General features: G+C 69.0%; 16 protein-coding genes and 2 tRNA genes. 12 read left to right on the top strand and 6 right to left on the bottom strand.

Translation table 11 applies throughout. The annotated features are described in order from the left end of the window. Positions 1-72: 72 nt before the first annotated feature. Positions 73-1,368 (bottom strand): glycosyltransferase 87 family protein, encoded by a 1,296-nt coding sequence (locus OG792_RS05570; protein ID WP_329107965.1) that lies wholly within the window; start codon positions 1,366-1,368, stop codon positions 73-75. A 67-nt stretch (positions 1,369-1,435) separates the two neighbouring features. Here OG792_RS05570 and orn point away from each other — a divergent pair, with 67 nt between their 5' ends. Then, on the top strand, positions 1,436-2,032 hold the full coding sequence (gene orn, locus OG792_RS05575) for an oligoribonuclease (RefSeq protein WP_329107967.1): 597 nt from the start codon (positions 1,436-1,438) through the stop codon (positions 2,030-2,032). 130 nt (positions 2,033-2,162) lie between these two features. Continuing rightward, positions 2,163-2,238: transfer RNA gene (locus OG792_RS05580), tRNA-His, on the top strand. Between the two features lie 141 nt (positions 2,239-2,379). Here the strand turns inward: OG792_RS05580 and OG792_RS05585 are convergent. Continuing rightward, entirely contained in the window at positions 2,380-3,681 is a 1,302-nt protein-coding gene (locus tag OG792_RS05585) for a L,D-transpeptidase (protein WP_329107969.1), read from the bottom strand. A gap of 171 nt (positions 3,682-3,852) precedes the next feature. After that, positions 3,853-4,935, bottom strand: a complete 1,083-nt coding sequence (locus tag OG792_RS05590) for a L,D-transpeptidase (protein WP_329107971.1) — start codon at positions 4,933-4,935, stop codon at positions 3,853-3,855. On the opposite strand from OG792_RS05590, the gene OG792_RS05595 reads away from it, so the two are divergent. The 4 genes from OG792_RS05595 to OG792_RS05610 all read left to right on the top strand — a co-directional run bounded on the left by OG792_RS05595 (position 4,907) and on the right by OG792_RS05610 (position 9,085). Continuing rightward, positions 4,907-5,203 carry a hypothetical protein gene (locus OG792_RS05595; protein ID WP_329107973.1) on the top strand — a complete coding sequence of 99 codons (297 nt, stop codon included), beginning with the start codon at positions 4,907-4,909 and terminating at the stop codon, positions 5,201-5,203. The two genes, OG792_RS05590 and OG792_RS05595, sit on opposite strands and share 29 nt — an antisense overlap. 114 nt (positions 5,204-5,317) lie before the next feature. Further along, positions 5,318-5,393: transfer RNA gene (locus tag OG792_RS05600), tRNA-Lys, on the top strand. A gap of 297 nt (positions 5,394-5,690) precedes the next feature. Next, positions 5,691-6,224, top strand: a complete 534-nt coding sequence (locus OG792_RS05605) for a hypothetical protein (RefSeq protein ID WP_329107975.1) — start codon at positions 5,691-5,693, stop codon at positions 6,222-6,224. Beyond that, a complete protein-coding gene (locus OG792_RS05610) occupies positions 6,221-9,085 on the top strand; it encodes a M48 family metalloprotease (protein WP_329107976.1) in 2,865 nt (954 codons plus the stop codon). The genes OG792_RS05605 and OG792_RS05610 overlap by 4 nt, the downstream gene beginning before the upstream one ends. Positions 9,086-9,258: 173 nt before the next feature. Here the strand turns inward: OG792_RS05610 and OG792_RS05615 are convergent, their stop codons facing one another. Next, positions 9,259-10,371 (bottom strand): type I restriction endonuclease, encoded by a 1,113-nt coding sequence (locus tag OG792_RS05615; protein WP_329107978.1) that lies wholly within the window; start codon positions 10,369-10,371, stop codon positions 9,259-9,261. A 568-nt stretch (positions 10,372-10,939) separates the two neighbouring features. Further along, positions 10,940-11,686, bottom strand: a complete 747-nt coding sequence (locus tag OG792_RS05620) for a hypothetical protein (protein WP_329107980.1) — start codon at positions 11,684-11,686, stop codon at positions 10,940-10,942. 889 nt (positions 11,687-12,575) lie between these two features. On the opposite strand from OG792_RS05620, the gene OG792_RS05625 reads away from it, so the two are divergent. The 6 genes from OG792_RS05625 to OG792_RS05650 all read left to right on the top strand — a co-directional run bounded on the left by OG792_RS05625 (position 12,576) and on the right by OG792_RS05650 (position 19,919). Continuing rightward, entirely contained in the window at positions 12,576-13,145 is a 570-nt protein-coding gene (locus tag OG792_RS05625) for a GNAT family N-acetyltransferase (protein ID WP_329107982.1), read from the top strand. A 48-nt stretch (positions 13,146-13,193) separates the two neighbouring features. After that, a complete protein-coding gene (locus OG792_RS05630; RefSeq protein ID WP_329107984.1) occupies positions 13,194-13,778 on the top strand; it encodes a cysteine hydrolase family protein in 585 nt (194 codons plus the stop codon). A gap of 33 nt (positions 13,779-13,811) precedes the next feature. Beyond that, on the top strand, positions 13,812-14,837 hold the full coding sequence (hypE, locus tag OG792_RS05635; protein ID WP_329107985.1) for a hydrogenase expression/formation protein HypE: 1,026 nt from the start codon (positions 13,812-13,814) through the stop codon (positions 14,835-14,837). Between the two features lie 7 nt (positions 14,838-14,844). Then, a complete protein-coding gene (hypF, locus tag OG792_RS05640; RefSeq protein ID WP_329107987.1) occupies positions 14,845-17,277 on the top strand; it encodes a carbamoyltransferase HypF in 2,433 nt (810 codons plus the stop codon). 80 nt (positions 17,278-17,357) lie between these two features. After that, positions 17,358-18,704: a diaminobutyrate--2-oxoglutarate transaminase family protein gene (locus tag OG792_RS05645; protein ID WP_329107989.1), complete on the top strand. Its 1,347-nt coding sequence runs from the start codon at positions 17,358-17,360 to the stop codon at positions 18,702-18,704. Between the two features lie 75 nt (positions 18,705-18,779). Next, on the top strand, positions 18,780-19,919 hold the full coding sequence (locus OG792_RS05650; protein ID WP_329107991.1) for a restriction endonuclease: 1,140 nt from the start codon (positions 18,780-18,782) through the stop codon (positions 19,917-19,919). 82 nt (positions 19,920-20,001) lie between these two features. Here OG792_RS05650 and OG792_RS05655 read toward each other — a convergent pair whose 3' ends face one another. Further along, positions 20,002-20,586, bottom strand: coding sequence for a vWA domain-containing protein (locus OG792_RS05655; RefSeq protein ID WP_329107993.1), 585 nt, complete (start codon positions 20,584-20,586; stop codon positions 20,002-20,004). Positions 20,587-20,592: the final 6 nt, after the last annotated feature.

Below are 20,592 nucleotides of genomic sequence, written 5' to 3' on the forward strand. Positions count from 1 at the left end.
GTAGATTAACCCCAACAGGCATGACTAGGGGAGATCTGTCCAATTGGCGCAACTTTTGCCGTTACCGGACAGTCAGTGCGTGACCGGGACACCGCTGCGGGGAACGCTGTTGGTGGGCGCCTCCCGGATCAGGTGCCGGGTCGGCAGCACGACGATCAGCAGGACGGCAAGCAGCACGTACATGTTGCGCAGCACGAACTCGACCGGCGAGTCGGTCGGTACGGGCTTGACCCCCCAGTCGTGGAACGAGACCACGCCGTAGACCACGCTGGCGTAGATCACGACGGCCAGCACCAGCAGGGTCCGCCGCCTACGTCGACCGACCCCGCTCGGCTCCCAGCCGGGCGGCTGCGCCAGGCCCGCGTCGGCCAGCACCAGCACCGCCGGGATGAACCAGTACACGTGGTGGGTCCAGCTGATCGGGCTGACCAGCGCACCGACCAGGCCGGTCAGGGCGAGCCCGGTCAGCTCGTCGCCGCCCCGGGCGGCCCGGCTGGCCCGCCAGAGGCCGTAGCCGGCCACCACGGCGACCAGGGCCAGCCAGAGCAACTGGTCGGGCTTGTCCGGCACGGTGAACCGGCTCAGCAGGCCGAACAGGGACTGGTTGCCGGTGTAGTCGGTGCGGCCCACCCGGTCGGTCGCCCACAGCTCGTGGGTCCAGAACCGCCACGAGTCGCCGGGCGCGATCGCCGCCGCGAGCAGCGTCGCCACCGCGGCACTCGCGCTCGCCACGGCCGCCTCGCGCCAGCGCCGGGTGGTCAGAAAATAGACGATGAAAATGCCCGGATACAGCTTGAGCGCCGTCGCCAGCCCGACGCCGACGCCGGCCCAGCGCGAGTTCCGGGGTACGGCGAACAGCAGGTCACCCAGGATCAGCAGCACCAGCAGCATGTTGATCTGACCGAAGGTGATCGTCTCCCGGGTGCTCTCCGCCGCGAACACGAGCGGGATGGCCAGCGCGGCGGCAAGCCAGCGCGGGACTCCGCGCCGGTCGGCGATCGGCGCGACCAGCCACCAGGTGGTCACGATGACCGCGAGCACGGTGAAGATCGTGAAGATGGTGACCGTGGCGCCCAGCGTGAGGCCGGCGAACGGCCGCATCAGCAGGGCGGTGAACGGCGGGTACGTGAAGTACAGCTCGCCCTGGACCCGGTCCGCCTGGGCGTAGTCGTAGAGCGGGTTGCCCTCCGCCCACCAGCGCATCGCGCTCATGTAGATCTTGAGGTCGAAGAAGTTGTGCGGCGTGCCGAGCAGGTAGATGACCGGGACCACGGCAGCGAGCGCCACGGCCGCGACGAGCCACCGCGCAGTACGGCCACCCGGGTCGTCTGCGGCGGTGGAGGATGAGGCGGCGGGATCGGCTGGCACGGGAAAACCCTAGCGGTCGGTTGTGGCTGCCGCGTTGAGGCGCGGGCTGCTGGGCTGCGCGTAGTCTGTGTCGGTGGCTGATCTTCTTGTCTGGATCGACTGTGAGATGACCGGCCTCGATCTGGGCAAGGATGCGCTGATCGAGGTCGCTGCTCTCGTTACCGATCCGGACCTCAACGTTCTGGGTGAAGGTGTCGACGTGGTGATCCACGCCGACGAACAGGCGCTGGCGGGGATGCCGGAGATAGTACGGGCAATGCATGAACGCTCCGGCCTGACCGAGGAGGTACGCCGCTCCGCGGTCAGTCTCGCCGAGGCCGAGGACCTGGTCATGGAGTACGTGACCAGCCTGGTCAAGGACCCGCGCAGCGCCCCGCTGTGCGGCAACTCGATCGCGACCGACCGGGGTTTCCTGGCCCGTGACATGCCCCGGCTCGATGCCCACCTGCACTACCGCATGATCGACGTGTCGTCGATCAAGGAGCTGTGCCGGCGCTGGTACCCACGGGTCTACTTCGGTCAACCGGCGAAGGGGCTGGCCCACCGGGCGCTGGCCGACGTCCGGGAGAGCATCCGCGAGCTGGAGTACTACCGGCGGACCGTCTTCGTACCGCTGCCCGGCCCGGACATCGAAACCGCGAAGTCGATCGCCGCCCAGCTCTGACGGACATCCGCCCGCCCCGGCCGGCTTCGTCCCGGCCGGGTGCCAACCCGCTCGACGCGGGGTGGGTGGGTGTGGCTATTATTGGTCGGCGCCCCGCCCGGAGGTTGAAGATCCGGGGGTGGTGGACGTGGTGGCTGTAGCTCAGTTGGCAGAGCACCGGGTTGTGGTCCCGGGGGTCGCGGGTTCAATTCCCGTCAGTCACCCCACGTCAAGCCCCCTCTTCGGAGGGGGCTTGCTTCGTTTCCGGGCTGGTTGCACCTGTCGTGCGGGCTGGCGCGGTAACGCGGAACGCGGGCCGGACCGGGGAGACTTCCCGTGGTCCGACCCGCGTCGCGTCGCGGAGTCGATCAGGTGGTCGGGGTGACGCTCGGGTCGGCGGCGGGCCCGTCGCTGGGAGCGGGCGCGGCCGGTGCCTCGTACGGGATCGCGCTGCCCTTGATGAACTCGTCCCAGCTCATGTTCCAGTCGGTCCAGCCGTTGCCGTTCTCCAGCTTGCGCTCGGTGCCCTTGACCGTGATCGGGTCACCGATCTTCGTCTGGTCGAAGAGCCACTGGGCGTTGGCCGTGGACATGTTCACGCAGCCGTGCGAGACGTTCGTCCGCCCCTGCTGGGCAACCGACCACGGTGCGGCGTGGATGAACTCGCCACCCCAGGTCAGGCGCTGGGCGAACTCGATGTCGGTACGGTAGCGGTTGGTCGGAACCGGGTCGTCCATCGTGTCGAAGACCGTCTTCTTCAGCTTCTCGATCACGATCATCGTGCCGCTGGAGGAGGGGGTGACCGGGGCCCCGAGGCTGATCGGGATGGTCCGGATCGCCGTGCCGTCCTTGGTGACGGTCATCTTCTTGGTCTTGTTGTCGACCGTCATCACCACCGCCGAACCGACCTTGGCGTCGATGGTCAGGTCGGCCCGGCCGTACCAGCCCTCGCCCATCGGCAGCCCGCCCGCCTGGATCTTGTAGTCCAGCTCGGTGTTGGCCTGCCAGTACGTCTTCGGCCGGTAGTGCACCTCGGTCGGGCTGATCCAGCGCCAGGCGCCTTCCTGGGTCGGGGTGGCCGTCACGGTCATCCGCCGCTGGACGTCGTCCCGGAAGTCCTCCGGGATCGCGCGGGAGAACTTGACGATCACGGGCATACCCACGCCGACCACGGAACCGTCGCCGAGGAAGCTGGTCACCCGGACCTGGTTCGCCGGCTTCGCCATCGTGGTGAACGTGCTGTTCGAGGTCGCCGGCTTGCCGTCGTCGCCGGTCGCCGTCACGGTCGCGGTGTACGTCGTACCGTATTCGAGCGCGCCGTTGGGCAGGAAGGTCGTACCGTCGGCACTCACCTTGCCCTCGACGGCCTTGCCGGTGCCGTCCTTCAGGTCGACCGTCGTCGTGGTCGCGTCCTTGCTGGTGAAGGCGACCTCGGTCGACGCGGGCACGTCCTTCGCGTCGGCCGCCGGGCTGGTGATCGTCGCACTGGCCTTCGGGCCATCGGAGCCCTGGCCGCCGTTACCGCCCTGCCAGGAGGGCGAGTCGCCGCCACTGCTACAGCCGGCGGTGAGCGCGAGCGCCCCGGTGAGCACGACCGTCACGAGCGTGCGCACGGTTGCCCGGCGCCGCCTCGCGGTCTGCCCCATCAACTGGTCTCGACTCGCGCGCATTGTTCCCTCACAGTCCTGGTCCCCGCGACCATCCTCTCCCAAAGACGCTCACCGGCAAATTTTGGTTTCACCAGGTGGCGAGAAACGCAGGCGAGCGGGGCGAGTTGTCGGTATATTGCCCGGTTCGTCCTGGGTGGGCCGCCGATGGGCGCGGACCCTAACGGGAGCCGGTCACGGACCGGGCGTGGCGCCGGGGGTGGCCTCGGCCGTCGGCCCGGCCGACGTGCCCCCGGCGGCAGGCAGATCCGGTACGGGCAGCGCGCTGCCCTTGACGAACTCGGCCCAGCTCATGTTCCACGCGGTCCAGCCGTTGCCGTCGGCGAGCTTGCGCTCGGTGCCCTGCACCGTCACCGGGTCGCCGGTCTTCGTCTTCTCGAACAGCCACCGCGCGTTCGGGGTGGAAAGATTCACACAGCCGTGCGACACGTTCGTACGCCCCTGCTGGGCCACCGACCAGGGCGCGGCGTGGATGTACTCGCCACCCCAGGTGAGACGCTGGGCGAAGTCGATGTCGGTCACGTAGCGGTTCGCCGGGTTCGGGTCGTCACTGGTGTCGAAGACGGTGGTTTCCTTCTTCTCCATCACCACCATCGTCCCGCTGGACGACGGGGTGCTCTTCTTCCCCAGGCTGACCGGCATCGTCCGGACCAGGTTGCCGTTCTCGAAGACCGTCATCTGCTTGGTCGCGTTGTCGACCTTCATCTCGAACCGATTGCCGATCTTGACGCTGGCCTTCCGGTCGACGTTGCCGTACCGGCCGTTGCTCAGCGGGATTCCCTCCAGCGCGATCCGTACGGTCAGCTTCGTCTCCGGCTGCCAATACTCGGGCGCCCGGTAGTACGCCTGGGTGCCGTTGTCCACCCAGTGCCAGGCACCCGGCTGCGCCGGCGCGGTGTCGACGAACATCCGCCGCTGCACCGCCGCCCGGTCCTTCTTCGGAATGCCGGGAGAGAACTCCACCACCACCGGCATCGCCACGCCGTAGATCATGTCGTCGAACAGGTACAGCCCGGAACCGATCTGCGAACCCGGCTTGGCCATCGTGGTGAAGGAGGTGGTCTTCGTCTGCACCTCGCCCGACGTGCCGGTGGCGGTCACCGTGGCGTCGTACTTCTTGCTGTACTTCAGCGGGCTGGCCGGCACCCAGGAGGAGCCATCCTCACGCAGGCTGCCGGCAACCTTCGCCCCGTCGGTGGTCAGCGTCACGTCGGTGACCTTCCCGCCGGTGACCGTGGTGCCGATCTCGGTGCTCACCGGCTGCTTGGCCGCCCCGGCCGCCGGGGTGATCGCGAGCGCAACCGGTTCGGCCGGTGCCGCAGCGCTGGTGGGGGGCTGCCCGGTGGAGCCCACGAACTGCGGTTTCCCGCCGTCGCCGCACCCCGTCAAGGCCAATGGCATGACCATGACCAGGGCCGCGATCGTCGCCCAGCCCCGCGTGACGTTGCCCATCCCCACCCCGTTCGGTCGCATCCTGCGGCACATCGTGCACCATCCGCACCAAGGTTCGGTGCCCCGGCGGTGAAGGGCGCGGGAGTTTGAGCCGCTTTGCCGCCTCCGCCGCCCGTACGGGTGGCGCCGGCCATCTGATTGGAGTCCGCTCGCGGGTGCGTGCTAGGGTTTCCCCCGTTGTCAGAGAGCGCCGCTAGCTCAACTGGCAGAGCAGCGGACTCTTAATCCGCGGGTTCGGGGTTCGAGTCCCTGGCGGCGCACCACGATTGACTTGCGCGTTCCCTCGCCTCAGAGGGGACGCGTTTCGTCATTCGGGGTCAGGGGATACCGAAGGACGATCATTCGTCCCCATAGCCGCCTCAACACACCTGAAGAACCTTGGACGTGACTCCGTCGAGTCTCGCCTCGCGTCCGCCGGCTTGGCTCTTCGGCCTATTCGACCTTCCAGTCGAGCAGGCCGAGCCGCACGATGATCCTGAGCGTGCGCCGTCGGTCACTTTCATGACCGATGAGGCTGGCGAACAATACGTATTCTGATGCCTACTCAGTGGAGGGTGGGCATGGCCGACACGTACACACAGTTGCCGGGCCTCATCGAGGCCGCCGCCCGTGCCGGGGTGGCCCGGCTCGCCCCCGAGGAACTGGCGGTCTTCGCCCCGGTCGCCGAGGCGTGGCGGCGGGACGGGTCGTCGCTGCGGGGCCGACCGGCACCCGGCGGGTCGATCGGGTTCGGCATCGACGCGGTCCTGGTCAGCGAGATCGCCCTGCAAGCCGTCACGTCGGGTCTGGGCGAGATTCTCGCGGCCGGCGCGACCGCGGCCGGTGCCGGTTGGTGGCGCAGCAGGCGCCGGCCACGTCGGTCGACGGCACCGGCAGAGGTCGAGTCGGGCGGCGATACGCTCCAACCGGGCGGCGATGCGCCCCAGCCGGTCATCGACGGGGACCGCCTGGCTCTGACCGATGCGCAGGCACAGGCTCTGCGCGAGGCGTGCCGGCGCCACGGGGTCACCCTCGGGCTCACCGAGGAACAGGCGGCCGTGCTGGCCGACGCGGCGGTGGGCGCCCTGCACGTCCGCTCGTCCGCACCGGAGTGACCCGCACCGACGGGCCGCCGCCGGCTGTTCCGGCGACCCGAAGACCGGACGGACCGCCCTCCCCACTGCTCTGGCTCTACCTCCAGGTCGTCGGGGTGGTGGGTGGCGTCGGCGTCGCGCTGGGCACCATGTTCTTCCATAGTCACGGTCCACTGGTGCAGCCCCACGCGCAGGCGATGGTCCGGTGTTCCCGTATGTATGACGTCGACCCGACCATTCCCGCCGAGTTCGATGCCACCCGGACCATGCAGTTCCTGACCTGCATGTCCGACCCGGCTCGGGTGCGCGGGTTGGTGATGCTCACCGGCGGCGTCCTGCTGATGGTCGGGCTCGTCCTGATCGTCGCGCTGACCCCGGCGGTCGATCACTGGCGGCTGAGTCGCCACCGACTTCCGGGCACCATCGCCGGTGCCGAGCAGCGGTTTGCCGAGCTCTGCGACCGGCAGGGGCTGCACGGTCGGCACCGGCCCAGGCTGTTCGTGGCGGGACCGTCGGTGCGGCAGGCGTTCACCACCGTCCGGCCCGGCGGCCGGCCACTCGTGGTGCTGCCCGCCGCGGTGGCGGTGGGTCACCGGGATCCGGCGCGGTTCGACCCGGTCGTCCAGCACGAGCTGGCGCACGTGCAGGGCCGGGATGTCCGATGGGTCTCCGCCGTGCGTGGTCTGCTGTGGCTGGTCGTACCGGCGGTGGTGGTGGTCAGTGCTTCCTGGATCCATAGGGAGGGGCTCACCGAGATTCCGGTCGTCACGGTCGGTCGGGCGCTGGTGCTGGTGTTGCTGAGCGCCCTGCTGCGGGCGCTGGTGCTGCGACTGCGCGAACACGAGGCGGATCAGCAGGTCAACCGGACCGGTGACCCGACCGCGCTGGTCCGGCTGCTGGACGCCGCCGCGACCCGACCGCACCGCTCCGGGCGACTGCGCCGGCTGTTCGCCCAGCACCCGACGCCGCAGCGGCGGGCCGCCGCGCTCCGTAGCGGGCAGCCGGTGTCGACTGGTGGCCCGATGCAGGCCGCGGTGACCGGGGCGGTGACGGCGATCGTCGTGGGGGCGGCGGCCCAGGCGGTGGGCCCGTTGGCGTTTGACCGGGATCTCTCCGCGCTGCCGGCCGCTCTGGTCGGTGTGCTGCTCGGGTTCGGGCTGACCCCCGCGCTGTATCGCAGGGCGCTCACCGGGGTGCCGTCCCGGCGTTGGCTCCCGGTGGTCGCGGCGGCTGCCGGTCTTGGCGTGGGCGGCTTCCTCTTTCCCACCGGGACGACCGGTGGCGGTGCGTCGTTCCCGGCCGGCACGTCCAGTCTGAGTGTCAGCCTGCGGTCCGCGATCGTGGTCGCACTGGCCGGCGTGGTCGCCGTCAGCGCCTGCACCATGCTGGCCGGGTTGGCGGCCCGCCGGGGCTCGGACCGGTTCACCCGACTCCGGCGAGGGCTCACCTATCTGGCGGCCTCCGCGACCGTCACGGCGATCTTCTGGCCGTTGCTGACCCTGGTCCGCGTCTTGGAATGGCCGGTGCCGGTACGTGCCTGGCTGGTCTACGCGCTGCCCGACGCGCCGTGGCCGTGGCTGGGCCTGGCCCTGCCGGCGGCGGTCGTGGCCCTGGTCGGTTGGCGTCGGGTCGCCACCGGCGCCGTCCTGGTCGTCGTGGCGGTGACCGTGCTGATCGGTGGGAGCCTCGCATCGGCACAGGCGCTACGGCACCCACCGGCCACGCTGGACGCCGCCCTTTCCCTTGCCCAGCAGCGATGGTGGATCTGTGCCCTGGCCGGGTGGGCGGCGTTCGTCGTGCTCGCCATCGGGCGCGGTGACCACGGCATGGGAAGGGCCCTCGTGGCCGGGACGGGTGTCGCGGCGCTGACCGGCATCGCGCAGCTCGTGCACCAGCTGCTCTCCGGTGATATCTGGGATGCGACCCTGTTCCGGCTCTATGTCGGTGTGCCGGTGATCTGGTGGCTCTACCTCGCGGTGCTCACGATGCCCGTCCTGGTCGGGCTCTCCGCTCTTGCCGGACGGCTCGGACAACGTGCCGGCCCGACCGAGCGGCCACCCCGTCGGGCCGGCACGCGACCACAGGTGTGGCCGGTGGTGGCTCCGGTGACGGCGGTGCTCCTGGTCGGGGCGGCGGCGGTCATCGGCCTGCCCGGTGGGCCGGTGCTGCTGCCGACATTGGCACCGGCGACCACCGGACCGGCGGTCGTGGCGGTGCCGTCACCGACCACCGTCGAGCCGAGCGCCAGCGCCTCGCCGGGTGCGCGGACCGGCTCGGATCCCGGCCGGTTGCTCACCGGCGTGGAAGCCGGAGCCGCCGCCAGCGCCGTCGGTGCGGCACTGCCGGCGTTCTGGAAGCCGGAGCCGCAGGAGCGGGAAACCGAGGACCCCGATACCGTCGTAGCGCCGGCGGTCTGTCGGGAGTTGGCCCGGGACGACTATCTGCGCCGGATCGAGTCCGACGAACGCGTTGACGAGATTCGCGGCTTTGCCACCGGGAAGTCGCCGGGCAGCATCAGGCAATCGACCGTCATCGTGATTGTCACCTCGTACGCCCAACCCGTGCCCGACATCCTTCTCGACGAGGCCGAGACAGCCCGCGCCGCGTGCCCCCAATTCACCGCCACCGTCCCCGGCGGCTCACCGGTGCGGTTCACCGTGAGCGCCCACCCGGCTCCTCGGGTGGGCGAGGAGTCCTGGCGGGTACGGTACGACCTCTCGCTCGGCAGTGATTCGAGCAAAATCACCGGTACGACTCTGTTCGGCCTGGTCCGGGTCGGTCACAACCTGGTGGTGGTGCAGTTGACCGCCATCGCGGAGCCGCTGGACGAGGCGGTGTTCGACGCGGCGGTTTCCGCGACGGTGGCCGCGCTCAGTCGCTAGGGTCGTCGTACCCGCCAGAACAACGGCGAGACCGTCCCGAGCCGCGCCGACCAGGGCGTCACCGCCAACTCGGGGAGGTGGTGGAGTACCAAGGCATCCCCGTTGACGAGCTGACCGTCGCCTGCGCCCTGATCGGCGCGCTGAAGCAGGTTCCAAAGGGCACATCAAGGTTTCTAACGGTTCTTGTGGCCCTCGCCCATGAAAGCCTTCACCGCAGACCGGATTGCGTCAGCGTGAAGATAAATATCGTCAATAGAGTCGATCAGATGGCGAGTCTCCGTCTTGTCGGCGTCGAACGTGCCAACGTACTTGCGGGCCTTTCCGTTGAAATGTAGCCGCGCGATGGGCTTACGGTTGTTGTCGTCGAGTATGACTGCGAAGTATGACTTTGCGTCACGACCCACAATACGTTGGGGCTTGACCTCGCTACATGCGATCGCCTTGATGATCTGGTAGCCGGTCAGTTCTTCAAGCGTGGTTTCCACCTCTGTGTCACGGGCGACATCGTTCAGTGCGACCTCTTCGCTCTCGAACACTTCGGCGGACGTCTCGGCGACCTGCTTGGGAAGGCTTGTGTAAAGTGCGCCCTTCAGGCGTTCGTTCACTTGATCTCTGACGAACTGCGAGGCAGCCTTGGCAACGAGTGACCTGAACTGTTCACGCCTCTTCTGAGTGAACGAACCCTCGTACACTCTTGTCGCGAAGAACCTGACCCACTCATCCTCGGGCTCCTTGAACTGCGCCGCCATCAAACGCTTGATCTGACCGAGATACTTCAACTCTTCGGCCGCGTTGATGATGGAGTCGAGATCGAATACTTCCTTTGTGAGCTTACGTAGTTCCGGCAGCAGGGTGTCGTCGATGTCTTCCAAGTCCAGCACGAGGAACGGCTTGGCATCCATCTTGTTGGGGGCGTCGAGATCGGTGTAGAAATGGTAGACCTGTCCGTTGGTGAGGACAGCGATCCGTGCATTCGTAACCGAGAAGTATCGATAAAGCTGAGTCGCGTGTTCAATTTTCAGGGAGTCGCGCGGCTGCTTGCATTCGATGAGGATCTGCACCTCGCCGGCATGCATGATCGCGTAGTCGACCTTCTCGCCCTTTTTGGTCCCGACGTCGGCGGTGAACTCCGGGATGACCTCCAGGGGATCGAAGACGTCGTAGCCGAGGATCATCGAGATGAACGGCATGACGAAAGCATTCTTGGCAGCTTCTTCCGTCTGAATCGCGTCCCGCTGATTCCGGACCTTCGTGGCGAGCGCGGCGACCCGTTCATCGAACTCCATCAGGCGAACTCCTCCTTGTAAATGGGGTAAAAGGCGCCATGTGCTGCCTGCAATGCCTTGTTGATGAGTCGGAGATGCAGGGCAATGACCGGATGCTACCGATCGATCGTGTAGCGCGAAGCCCCGAAAGAAGACCGATCAATCCCTCCTTCGGGCGGTCCGATGCGCCGAAAAGGGCAGCTTTGCAGTGTCTCGGGCGTGAGTAAGATGCGCTGCCGACTGGAGGCGCGCGAAGCTATACCGATTGCCGGGCAACCGACGCATAGCGCGCCGCCGAGCTGGGTGACGACGGCGCCAACGACCAGCCCGCCGTCGAGGTCATCAGGTCCGGCGAGATGCGGGGGTGGTTCGTCGCCGGACCCGAGCCGTCCTTGATCGATTGTCCATGGTGACGGCGCCCGGGGGTCAGTTGAGCCGAATGACGGTGAGGACGCCGGCGTGGTCGGAGGTCCAGGCGTTGGTGTACGGGTTGGACTTGGAGGGGGTGCCTTCCCGGTTGGCGTCGGAGGACAGGACGGTGAGGGGTACCGGTAGTTGCTGGACGATTCGTACCGCGTCGAAGGAGCGTTCAGCGCATCCGTGCCGGCTCTCCGATCGGACGTTCCTCGTCCAGGCTGGCGTTGGCGAGGAGGTAGCCGAGTTGTAGGCGATTCTGTGCGCCCAGGCTGCCCATGATGTCGGCGATGTGCCGCTGGCAGGTACGCAGCGACAACCCCACCCGCTGGGCGATCTTGTGGTCGGTCTGGCCGCTGATCAGTAGTGCGGCGATGGCCTTGCGGACACCGGTCACGGCGGCCAGCGTGTCCCGCCGGTGGTTCCGGGTCGGCAGCGGTGTGGCCCCGTTCCAACAGCGCTGGAAGCTGTCGACCATGAAGGTGAGGAAGCTGGGATCGCGTACGACGCTGGCGCCGTCCAGCGATCCCGGCAGGCCGATCACGGCTACCCGGCGGTCGAAGAGCAGGCAGCGGGCGAAGCCGTCGGCGGTGGTCCGTACCTCGCCGCCGAGCGCCGTCACGTGTTCGACGTAGGCGACCGTCGGCGGGCTGAACCTGGCCGTGTGCTGGTACAGCGTGTGCATCCGTACGCCGCGTCGGAGCAGGTTGTCGGTTCGGCTGAGGCTCTCGGCGAGCACCTCCTCGGGGCGGGCGCCACCGGGTTGCGAGGTGAGGACCTCCTCCTCCGCCTCGGCGGCGAAGCCGCTTATCAGCTCGCGTACCTGGGTGAGGTCGGGCACCGTCTGGGTCTGGTACCGACTGCGGCGCTGGTGGAGGCTGTGCTCGTACGCCTCGGTCAGGGCGTCCAGTTCGCCGCGCAACTGGCTGACCGAATCCTGAACGGTGTTGATCTGGCGTTGCAGGGGGCTCAGGACGCGTGCTCGGGCTATATCGGGTGAGATGGGGCTGAAGTGGGTGGGGTCCGTTTCGTGCGGTTGGAGGAGACCAATTCTTACCAGCCGGTTAATGGCGGCAACCATTTTTTCCGGCGCCATCGACAGACTTGTCGATGCTGTCATTTGGTCGGTTTGGTGCCGAGTCAGGGCATCTATGTAGACAAGACGGGCATCTTTATCAAGTTGCGGTACGGCAGGTAGAGATTCAGTCTGGTTTGTCATGGTCGCTCCCCCTCATGTTTCCGCCAGCAAAAACATGCGCCCTCTGTTTGCCTAGCCTGTCTCGCTGCCGCCGGGCGATCATATTCTCGCCTTAGCGATCCGCTAGCGTCTATGACTGGGGTAAGTTGATCATGCATCACGTGGCGTGTTCTTCGGCGATGGTCAACCTCGGTGCGACGGGCGTTCGTCGCCTCGCCGACCTTGGCTGGGGGAGAAATGCCTCGTAGTTGGTCTTATGGCACTTATGCCCCTCCGATGACCAAAGTTCCGCAAGCGCGTCGATGATTTGCTGCTCAAATTCGAAACGGGGTTTCCGCGACCGGGACAAGGGTGCCGAAGGAATGCAGCAAGAGCACCGGTTCGATCGCGAACTGCACGAGCGACACATCGCGAACTGCACGAGCGACACATCGTGTCGGCATGACCGACCAGGAGATCGACGCGATCCGTTCCCCCTGCGGCGCTCGGCACCAACCTGGTCACCCGACCCTCGCCGATCTGACCGACCCCGAAGCGGCTCCGCCCGCTGCGGGGCCGCCTGCCCGCGTGCCCCGCAGTGCAACTGCCGTACGCGTTTTTTCGGAGGTTGTCTATGAAGTACGACTGGCCAACCGAGCTGTCGCTAAAGGACATGCGCGAGATGATCGGCCTGATGAACGAGGTGGCGCTCAAGGAGATGACGCTGGGCTTCACCGAGCCGCTGAACGACGAGGACGGGCTCGCGCTCATGCGCGCCTTCGACGCCGACCTGCGCCGGGGCGCCCTCGAACTGCTCGCCGTACGGACCGACGACGGTGAGATCGTCGGCATGCTCACCCTCGCCCGTGCTCCGCTGCCCGCTCGGCGGCACGTGGTGGACCTGCGTCGATGCGTGATCAAACCGTCCCACCGGGGGCAGTTGCTGCTGGAGGGGTTCGGGCAGGCCGTTCGCCGGATGGCCGAGATGGGCTGCGACGTCATCACACTCGAAGTCCGCGACGACGGCCCGAAGCAGCTCTGGCACCGCCTGGGCTTCCAGGAGTACGGCCGGCTCCCCGACTACGCCCGCAAGAACGGCGAACCCGTGACCGGGCACTTCATGTACGCCAGCCGGGTCGAGCTCGAAGAGCACTTCCGCCTGACCGGTAGCTGGCTGCACACGCCCGAGTCCGTGCCCGCCTGACGCGCGTCCCTCGCCCCGTCCACTCCCACCTCCCGTTAGGGCCCCGCCATGTCGAAGATCGCCGTGCTCACCAACGACCTCCAGTACGAACTCGTGGAGAAGAACCCCGAGCGGGTCGCCGCGGTCGCCGCCGCGACCTCGCACTTCGCCGCCTTCCTCGACGGCATCCGGCGCCGTGGGCACCACGTCTTCCACCTTCAGCTGATCAACGACCCGGACGACCCGAACGCCGAGCGCTACGACGGGTACCTACCGGTGCAGCGGGGCACCCGGGGTGCCCAGGTCATCGAGGAGTTCCTCGCCCCGGAGGACGCCGTGGTGGAGAAGAACAAGGACAGCGGGTTCTACGAGACCGACCTGCACGACCGGTTGCAGGCCCTCGGCGTGGACACCGTACTGGTCACCGGCATGCAGACCCAGATCTGCGTGCAGACGACCGCCGCCGACGCCTTCTTCCGCGGATACAACGTGTGGGTCCCGTCCGACTGCGTGGTCTCCGCCCGGCCCGAGGATCGCGACCGCGCACTGGAGTGGCTGGCCGGCTACTGCGCCACCGTCGTCCCCTCCGACGAGGTGCTGCGGGTGCTGGACAGCGAGGGAGAGCTTCCCCGCAAGGCGATCAAGACCCCCTGACCCAGTCGACCGCCCGGCGAAAGGAACCTCCCCGTGACCGCGAGCACCGACCCAGGTGACCGGATCGTCCTGGACCACGGCACTGGCGCGCAACTGAGCCACGAGCTGCTGGATCTCATCACCGAGACGCTGGGTGACGTCTACGTCGGGGTCATGGAGGACAGTGCCGTCCTCACGGTCGAGAGCACCCGGCTCGCGATGACCACCGACTCGTTCGTCGTCGACCCGCCCTTCTTCGGCAACGGCGACATCGGCAAGATCGCCGTCTGCGGTACGGTCAACGACCTCGCCGTCTCCGGCGCGACCCCGCGTTACCTGACCCTGGGGATGATCCTGGAGACCGGGCTGCCGATCGCCCGGCTGGTCCAGGTTCTCACCTCGATCCGGGAGACCGCCCGCGAGGCCGGTGTGCAGATCGTCGGCGGCGACACCAAGGTGGTCCGGGCCGGCGAGGCCGACCAGATCTACCTGAACACCGCGGGTGTCGGCGTCTTCTCCCGCGAACCCCTGCGGATGTCCGACGTACGCCCCGGCGACCTGGTCATCCTCAGCGGGCAGCTCGGCAACCACACCATCCACCTGCTCTCCATCCGCGAGGGGCTGGGCTTCGAGGCCCGGGTGAGCAGCGACTGCGCGCCGCTCAACAACATGCTCGACGGGGTCTTCGCCAAGACCGCACCGGGCGTCGTCCGCTCCATCCGCGACGTCACCCGGGGCGGCCTCTCGGCCGTACTGCACGAGTACGCCGAGCGCGTCGGCCGGGTCATCGCCTTCGACGCACCGGCACTGCCGATCCAACCCGAGACCGCGATGGCCGCCGACATGCTCGGCATCAACCCGATCCACTGCGCCAACGAGGGCTGCGTCGCCCTGATCGTCGACCCGGCCGCCGAGCAGGACGTGCTGGCCGCCCTGACCGCTCATCCGTACGGGACGCACGCGGTCACCGTGGGCGTGGTCACCGACCGGGTCGGCACCGAGGTGGTGATGCGGGACGCGGACGGCCGCGAGTCCGTGGTCGAGGAGCTGCGGGGCGCCGAACTCCCGCGACTGTGCTGAGGGCGAAATGAGCGTCGAGATCGAGGGCGGTGGGACCGGGGGCGGTGCGATCGAGGGCGGCGGGACCGGGGGCGGTGCGATCGAGGGCGGCGGGAGCGTCGGACCGGGCACCGGGGAGGTGTGGCGGGTCCGGGTCACCGGTGTCGTGCAGGGCGTCGGCTACCGCCCGTTCGTCTACCGGCTGGCCCACCGGTACGCACTCTCCGGCTGGGTCTACAACGATCCGGAGGGGGTGCTGGTCGAGGCGGCCGGCCCGGTCGACCTGCTGACCCGGTTCGCGGCCGAGCTGAGCAGCGGGGCGCCCGAACTGGCAAGGGTCGACGACGTACGGGTGACCCGGGGCCTGCCGCCCGACCCCGACGCGGACGGCCGGTTCGTCATCGTCACCAGCCGCCAGGCGGGCAGCCGTACGGCACTGGTGCCGGCCGACACCCACGTCTGCGTCGACTGCCTCGCCGAGCTGCGCGATCCCGCCGACCACCGGTACCGCTACCCGTTCATCAACTGCACGAACTGCGGCCCGCGCTACTCGATCGTGCGGGACCTGCCGTACGACCGGACGCAGACCACGATGGCGACCTTCCGGATGTGCGTACGCTGCGAGACCGAGTATCGCGACCCGCTCGACCGGCGCTACCACGCCCAGCCGAACGCCTGCCCGGCCTGCGGGCCGAGGCTGCTCTACGCGACCGGGCCGGACTCGCCCGAGGTCGCGGTCGGCGATGACGCGCTGCGGCGCTGCGCCGAGGCGCTGGCCCAGGGGCGGATCGCGGCGATCAAGAGCGTCGGCGGGTTCCACCTGGCCGTCGACGCCAGCAACGCCGAGGCCGTGGCCCGGCTGCGGCGGCGCAAGCGTCGGGACTCGAAACCGTTCGCGGTGATGGCGCGGGACCTCGCGACCGCCCACCGGCTGGTCCACCTCGAACCGGCCGAGGTGGACCTGATCTGCTCGCCGGCCCGCCCGATCCTGCTCGCCCGCAAGCGGGCCGGTTCCCTGCCGGAGAGTGTCGCGCCCCGCAACCCCAACCTCGGCGTGATGCTGCCCTCGGCGCCGCACCACCACCTGCTGCTCGACGAGCCGGGACTCGGCACCCTCGTAATGACCAGCGGCAACATCTCCGGTTATCCGATCGCGTACCGGAACGAGGAGGCGCTGGAGCAGCTCTTCGAGATCGCCGACGTGATGCTCTACCACGACCGGGACATCGAGATCCGGGTGGACGACTCGGTGGTCCGGCTCTCCACCCACCCCGAACTGGAGCGGTCGCTGCTCACCTTCCTGCGCCGGGCCCGGGGCTACGCGCCGTACCCGGTCGACGTCGGGCGGCCGTTGGCCACGGTGGTGGCCTACGGCGCGGAGTTGAAGACGACAGTGGCGCTGAGCAGCGGTAACCGGGTCTATCTGAGCCAGCATATCGGCGACCTGAAGAACGACGAGACCTACGCGTCGCACCGCCGGGCCGCCGAACACCTGGCCGGTCTCTACGAGATCCGGCCACAACTGCGGGCGTACGACCTGCACCCGCAGTTCCGTTCCACCAGGTCGGCGTCGGCCGGTGACGCCGAGGAACCGGCGACCGAGTTCGTGCAGCACCACCACGCGCACATGGCGTCGTGCATGGCCGAGCACCGGCTCACCGGCCCGACGCTCGGTGTTGTCTTCGACGGGGCCGGCTACGGCGAGGACGGGACGATCTGGGGCGGGGAGTTCCTGCTCGGCGACTACGCGTCCGTACGGCGGGTGGCGCATTTGCGACCACTCGCGCTGGTCGGCGGCGACCAGGCGGTGCGCGAGCCCATCCGGACCGGGCTCGCCCTCGCCCTCGACGCCCTCGACGACCCCGACCTGGTCACGGCGGCGTTCCCGGTGCTCGCCACCCTCTCCGAGCAGCACCGGCACGTCTACGGCCGGATGGCGGCCCGTGGCATCAACTCGCCGATGACGTCGAGCATGGGTCGCCTCTTCGACGGCATCGCCGCGCTGCTCGACGTCTGCGTCCGGGCCGAGTACGAGGCACAGGGGCCGATCGAGCTCGAAGGGCTGCTGGAGCGCGACCTGAAACCGGACCGGGCCTACCACTTCGACGCCGAGGTCACCGGCGGGGTCACCCAGCTCGACCCCCGGCCGGTGGTCCGCGCGGTCGCCGCCGACCTGGCCGCCGGGATCGACCTGCCCCGGATCAGCCGCCGGTTCCACACGGCCGTGGTCGATGCCGTGACCAGGCAGTGCCTGGCGGTACGCGACACCACCGGGGTCGACCGGATAGTCCTCTCCGGTGGTGTCTACCTGAACGAGTTCCTGCTGGTCAATTGTATGATCGACCTCGCCCGGCAGGGTCTGACCGTGCACTGCCACCGGCAGGTGCCGACCAACGACGGAGGGATCGCCCTCGGCCAGGTGCTGGTCGCGGACGCCCGTACCCAGACAGGAAACCGGTAGCCGTGAGCGCAGAGGTGGCAGTTCACAGCGATGAGGCGGCGGCTCGCGGCGGTGCCGTGGCGAGCACCCATGACGTGCCGATGGACAGTCCGATCCGGACCGACGGCTTGGTGATCGGCGACGATGCGTACGCCTTCGTCCGGGCTCGTGAGTCCAGCGCCCGGACGTACGCCAACGACGTCGACCGGGTGCTCGGCTACGGCCGGCTGGCCCGGGTGCAGGACACCGACGGTCGGGTCTACCTGGACTGCCTCTCGGCGGCCGGCACCCTCGCCCTCGGGCACAACCATCCGGCGGTCGACACCGCCGTGCGCGAGTATCTCGACTCGGGCGGGTTGCAGCAGGCACTGGACCTGACCACACCGGCCAAGTACCGCTTCCTGCGTACGCTCTACCGGCTGCTGCCGGCGGGTTTCGCCGCCACCGCGAAGGTGCAGTTCTGCGGTCCCAGCGGCGCGGACGCGACCGAGGCGGCGGTCAAGCTGTTCAAGTCCGCCACCGGACGCCGTACAGTGCTCGCCTTCCACGGCGCCTACCACGGCATGACGGCCGGCGCGCTGAGCCTGACCGGCAACCTGCGGGCCAAGGAACGCGTGGCGTCGCTCATGCCGGACGTGCACTTCCTGCCGTACCCCTACGACTACCGCTGCCCGTTCGGCCTCGGCGGTGCCCAGGCGACGCGGGCCGGGCTGCGTTACATCGAGAGCGTCCTGACCGATCCGGAGAGCGGGATCACCAAGCCGGCGGCGATCATCATCGAGGCGGTGCAGGGCGAGGGCGGGGTCATCCCGGCGCCGCCCGAGTGGCTGCGGGGCCTGCGCGAGATCACCGCCCGGCTGGACGTCCCGTTGATAGTGGACGAGATCCAGACCGGCTTCGGCCGGACGGGGCACATGTTCGCCTTCGAACACGCCGGCATCGAACCGGACGCCGTGCTCCTGTCCAAGGCGGTCGGCGGTGGGTACCCGCTCTCCCTGGTGGCGTACCACGAGCGGTACGACGGCTGGCGGCCCGGATCGCACGCCGGCACCTTCCGGGGCAACCAGCTCGGCATGGTGGCCGGCGCCGCGACCATGGCGTTCATCGAGTCGAACGGCCTGGTCGAGCAGGCGGCGGTCAAGGGCGAACTGCTCGGCTCACTGCTGCGTGCCATCGCCGCCCGGCGTCCGGAGATCGGCGACGTACGCGGTCGCGGCCTGATGTGGGGCCTGGAGATCGTCGACCCCGACGGACCCGTCGACGCGCTCGGCAGCCGGCCGCCGGACGGTGTCCGGGCCCGCGAGCTGAAGCGCCGCTGCCTCGACAACGGGCTGCTGATCGAGAGCGGGGGCCGGCACGGCGCCGTGCTTCGGCTGCTGCCGCCGCTGGTCATCACCGAGGAGGAGATCGCGGAACTGGGCGAGAAGCTGGACCGCTCGTTCGACTGACCGGGCTCGTCGGCGTCCGGCCCGGCGACACCGCCGGTCCACGGCCCGAACCGATCGCGCCCACGGAGGATCGCGATGGCGTCAGGAAGGTCATCGCCCACCACCGACGATCCGATCACCGAAGCATCCCCCGGGGCGGACGGCGCGCGTAGCGAGGCGGTGCTGCGTAGCGAGGCGGTGCGGGTCCGGATACGGCTGCTCGACCGGGTGCTGCTCGACCGGGACCGTGGCCTGCGCCGGGTGCGTCGCCGGCTGACCGACACCCTCGGCCTGCGCGGCACCACGGCGTTCGACCGGGCGTTGCTGCGCGAACTCGCCGGGTCGAACAGCCCGGGTACGCGCCACGGCGCGTGCGCCGCCAGGATCTGCCCGCCGGACGGCCGGCTGCTGCTGGAGTACGAGTACCCACCGCCCGACGTGATCCCGGCGGCGACCGGGTACCACGGCGATCCGGTACGCCCCGAGCCCCGTCCCGCCACCGAGATCGGCACCCGGTACGCGTACCTCCTGGCCCGGATCACCCTGCGGGTCCTGGCCGGCGCGTTCGACGCCACGCCGGCCTCCCTGGTGGACCGGATAGTCCTCAACGGCTACCGGACCACCGGCCCGACCAGGACCCTGCTGGTCAGTACGGACGCCATCCGGGACAGCTTCGAGCGGCTCGACCTGGACGCCCCGGCGCCTGACCCGGTGACCTGCCTGCGGCTCGGGCTGGGGGCGCGGGTGTCGCCACAGCCGTACGCGTCGCTGCCCGTCGAGCCCGTCGCCGATGTCGACCTGTCGGACTGCCGGTTCGTCGAGCAGACCGGGCCGACGGTCGACCTGTCCGGGCGCCCGGACCTGCGGACCCTGCCCTCGGCTGAGTACGCGCAGGTCATCCGTTGCCTCTTCGAGGCGCTCGGCTGGTCGGACTGGACCGTGCGGGAGTCGTCGGGTGCCGACGTCGACGCGCTCGCGATCGACCCGGTCGGCGGCGGGGTGCGGGTGGTGCAGGCGTGGCGGCACGGTGTCGGGGCGGCCGGGGTGCAGGACCTGGTCGACACGCTGGACAACTGGTCGGCCGGAGCGGGCGTACTGGTCAGCGCGGGGCCCATCGGCACGGCCGATCGGGCCCGCGCGCTCGGCGACGGTCGCATCGAGGTGGTCGACGGCGGTCGCCTGCGGTTGATGCTGCGCGAACACCTCGTGCCGGACCTGGTGGTGGATCCGGACTGACGACCCGGTTCTCCGGCCACCAGACCACGACGGCCGTCGCGTCCGGGACCACCGGTCCGGCCACCGCTTCGGGGGTGGCCGCTCAGGTGCTCAGTGCCGGCAGCGCGGTGAAGTGCTCGGTGGGCGCCTCGATGTGCAGACCCTGCACTTGGGACGGGTCCGCGAGGCTGGCCGAACTGGCCCGGATGCTGCCGATGAGAGTGTTCATGATCTCGCGTACCTGGACTGCCGGGTCGTCGTGCTTCGCCTCGAACGCGAACCGGGTGGCGATCCGTCGCAGGGTCTCGCGATTGGCGTCGCCGAAGCCGAAGCTGACCACCTCCGGGCGGTAGATCGGGGTGCCCCTCGCCAACTCGGCCAGGTCCCGGTCGATGGCGGCACGCAGACCGCGGAACGCCTCGGCGAGGTCGGTGCCGCCCTCCACGAGTACGTCGGGGATCGCCACCTCCGCCAGGTGACACAGGGGCAGCTGCGTCCGCACCTCGTCGGAGAACGTGACGAGTGCGATCCGGGCGATCTCCCCGACGGTCGGGTTCGATTCCATTTCGAGTTTCAGATCCGGTAGCGCCGTGTTGAGGGCCTCGATCGGACCACCGGCCATGGAGGCACTCACGTCAACGAGCAGGAATACCGGGAACACCCGGAACTGCTCGGCGGGTGTGCTCACGGTCTC

This window comes from Micromonospora sp. NBC_01699 (assembly GCF_036250065.1).
Lineage (GTDB): Bacteria > Actinomycetota > Actinomycetes > Mycobacteriales > Micromonosporaceae > Micromonospora_G.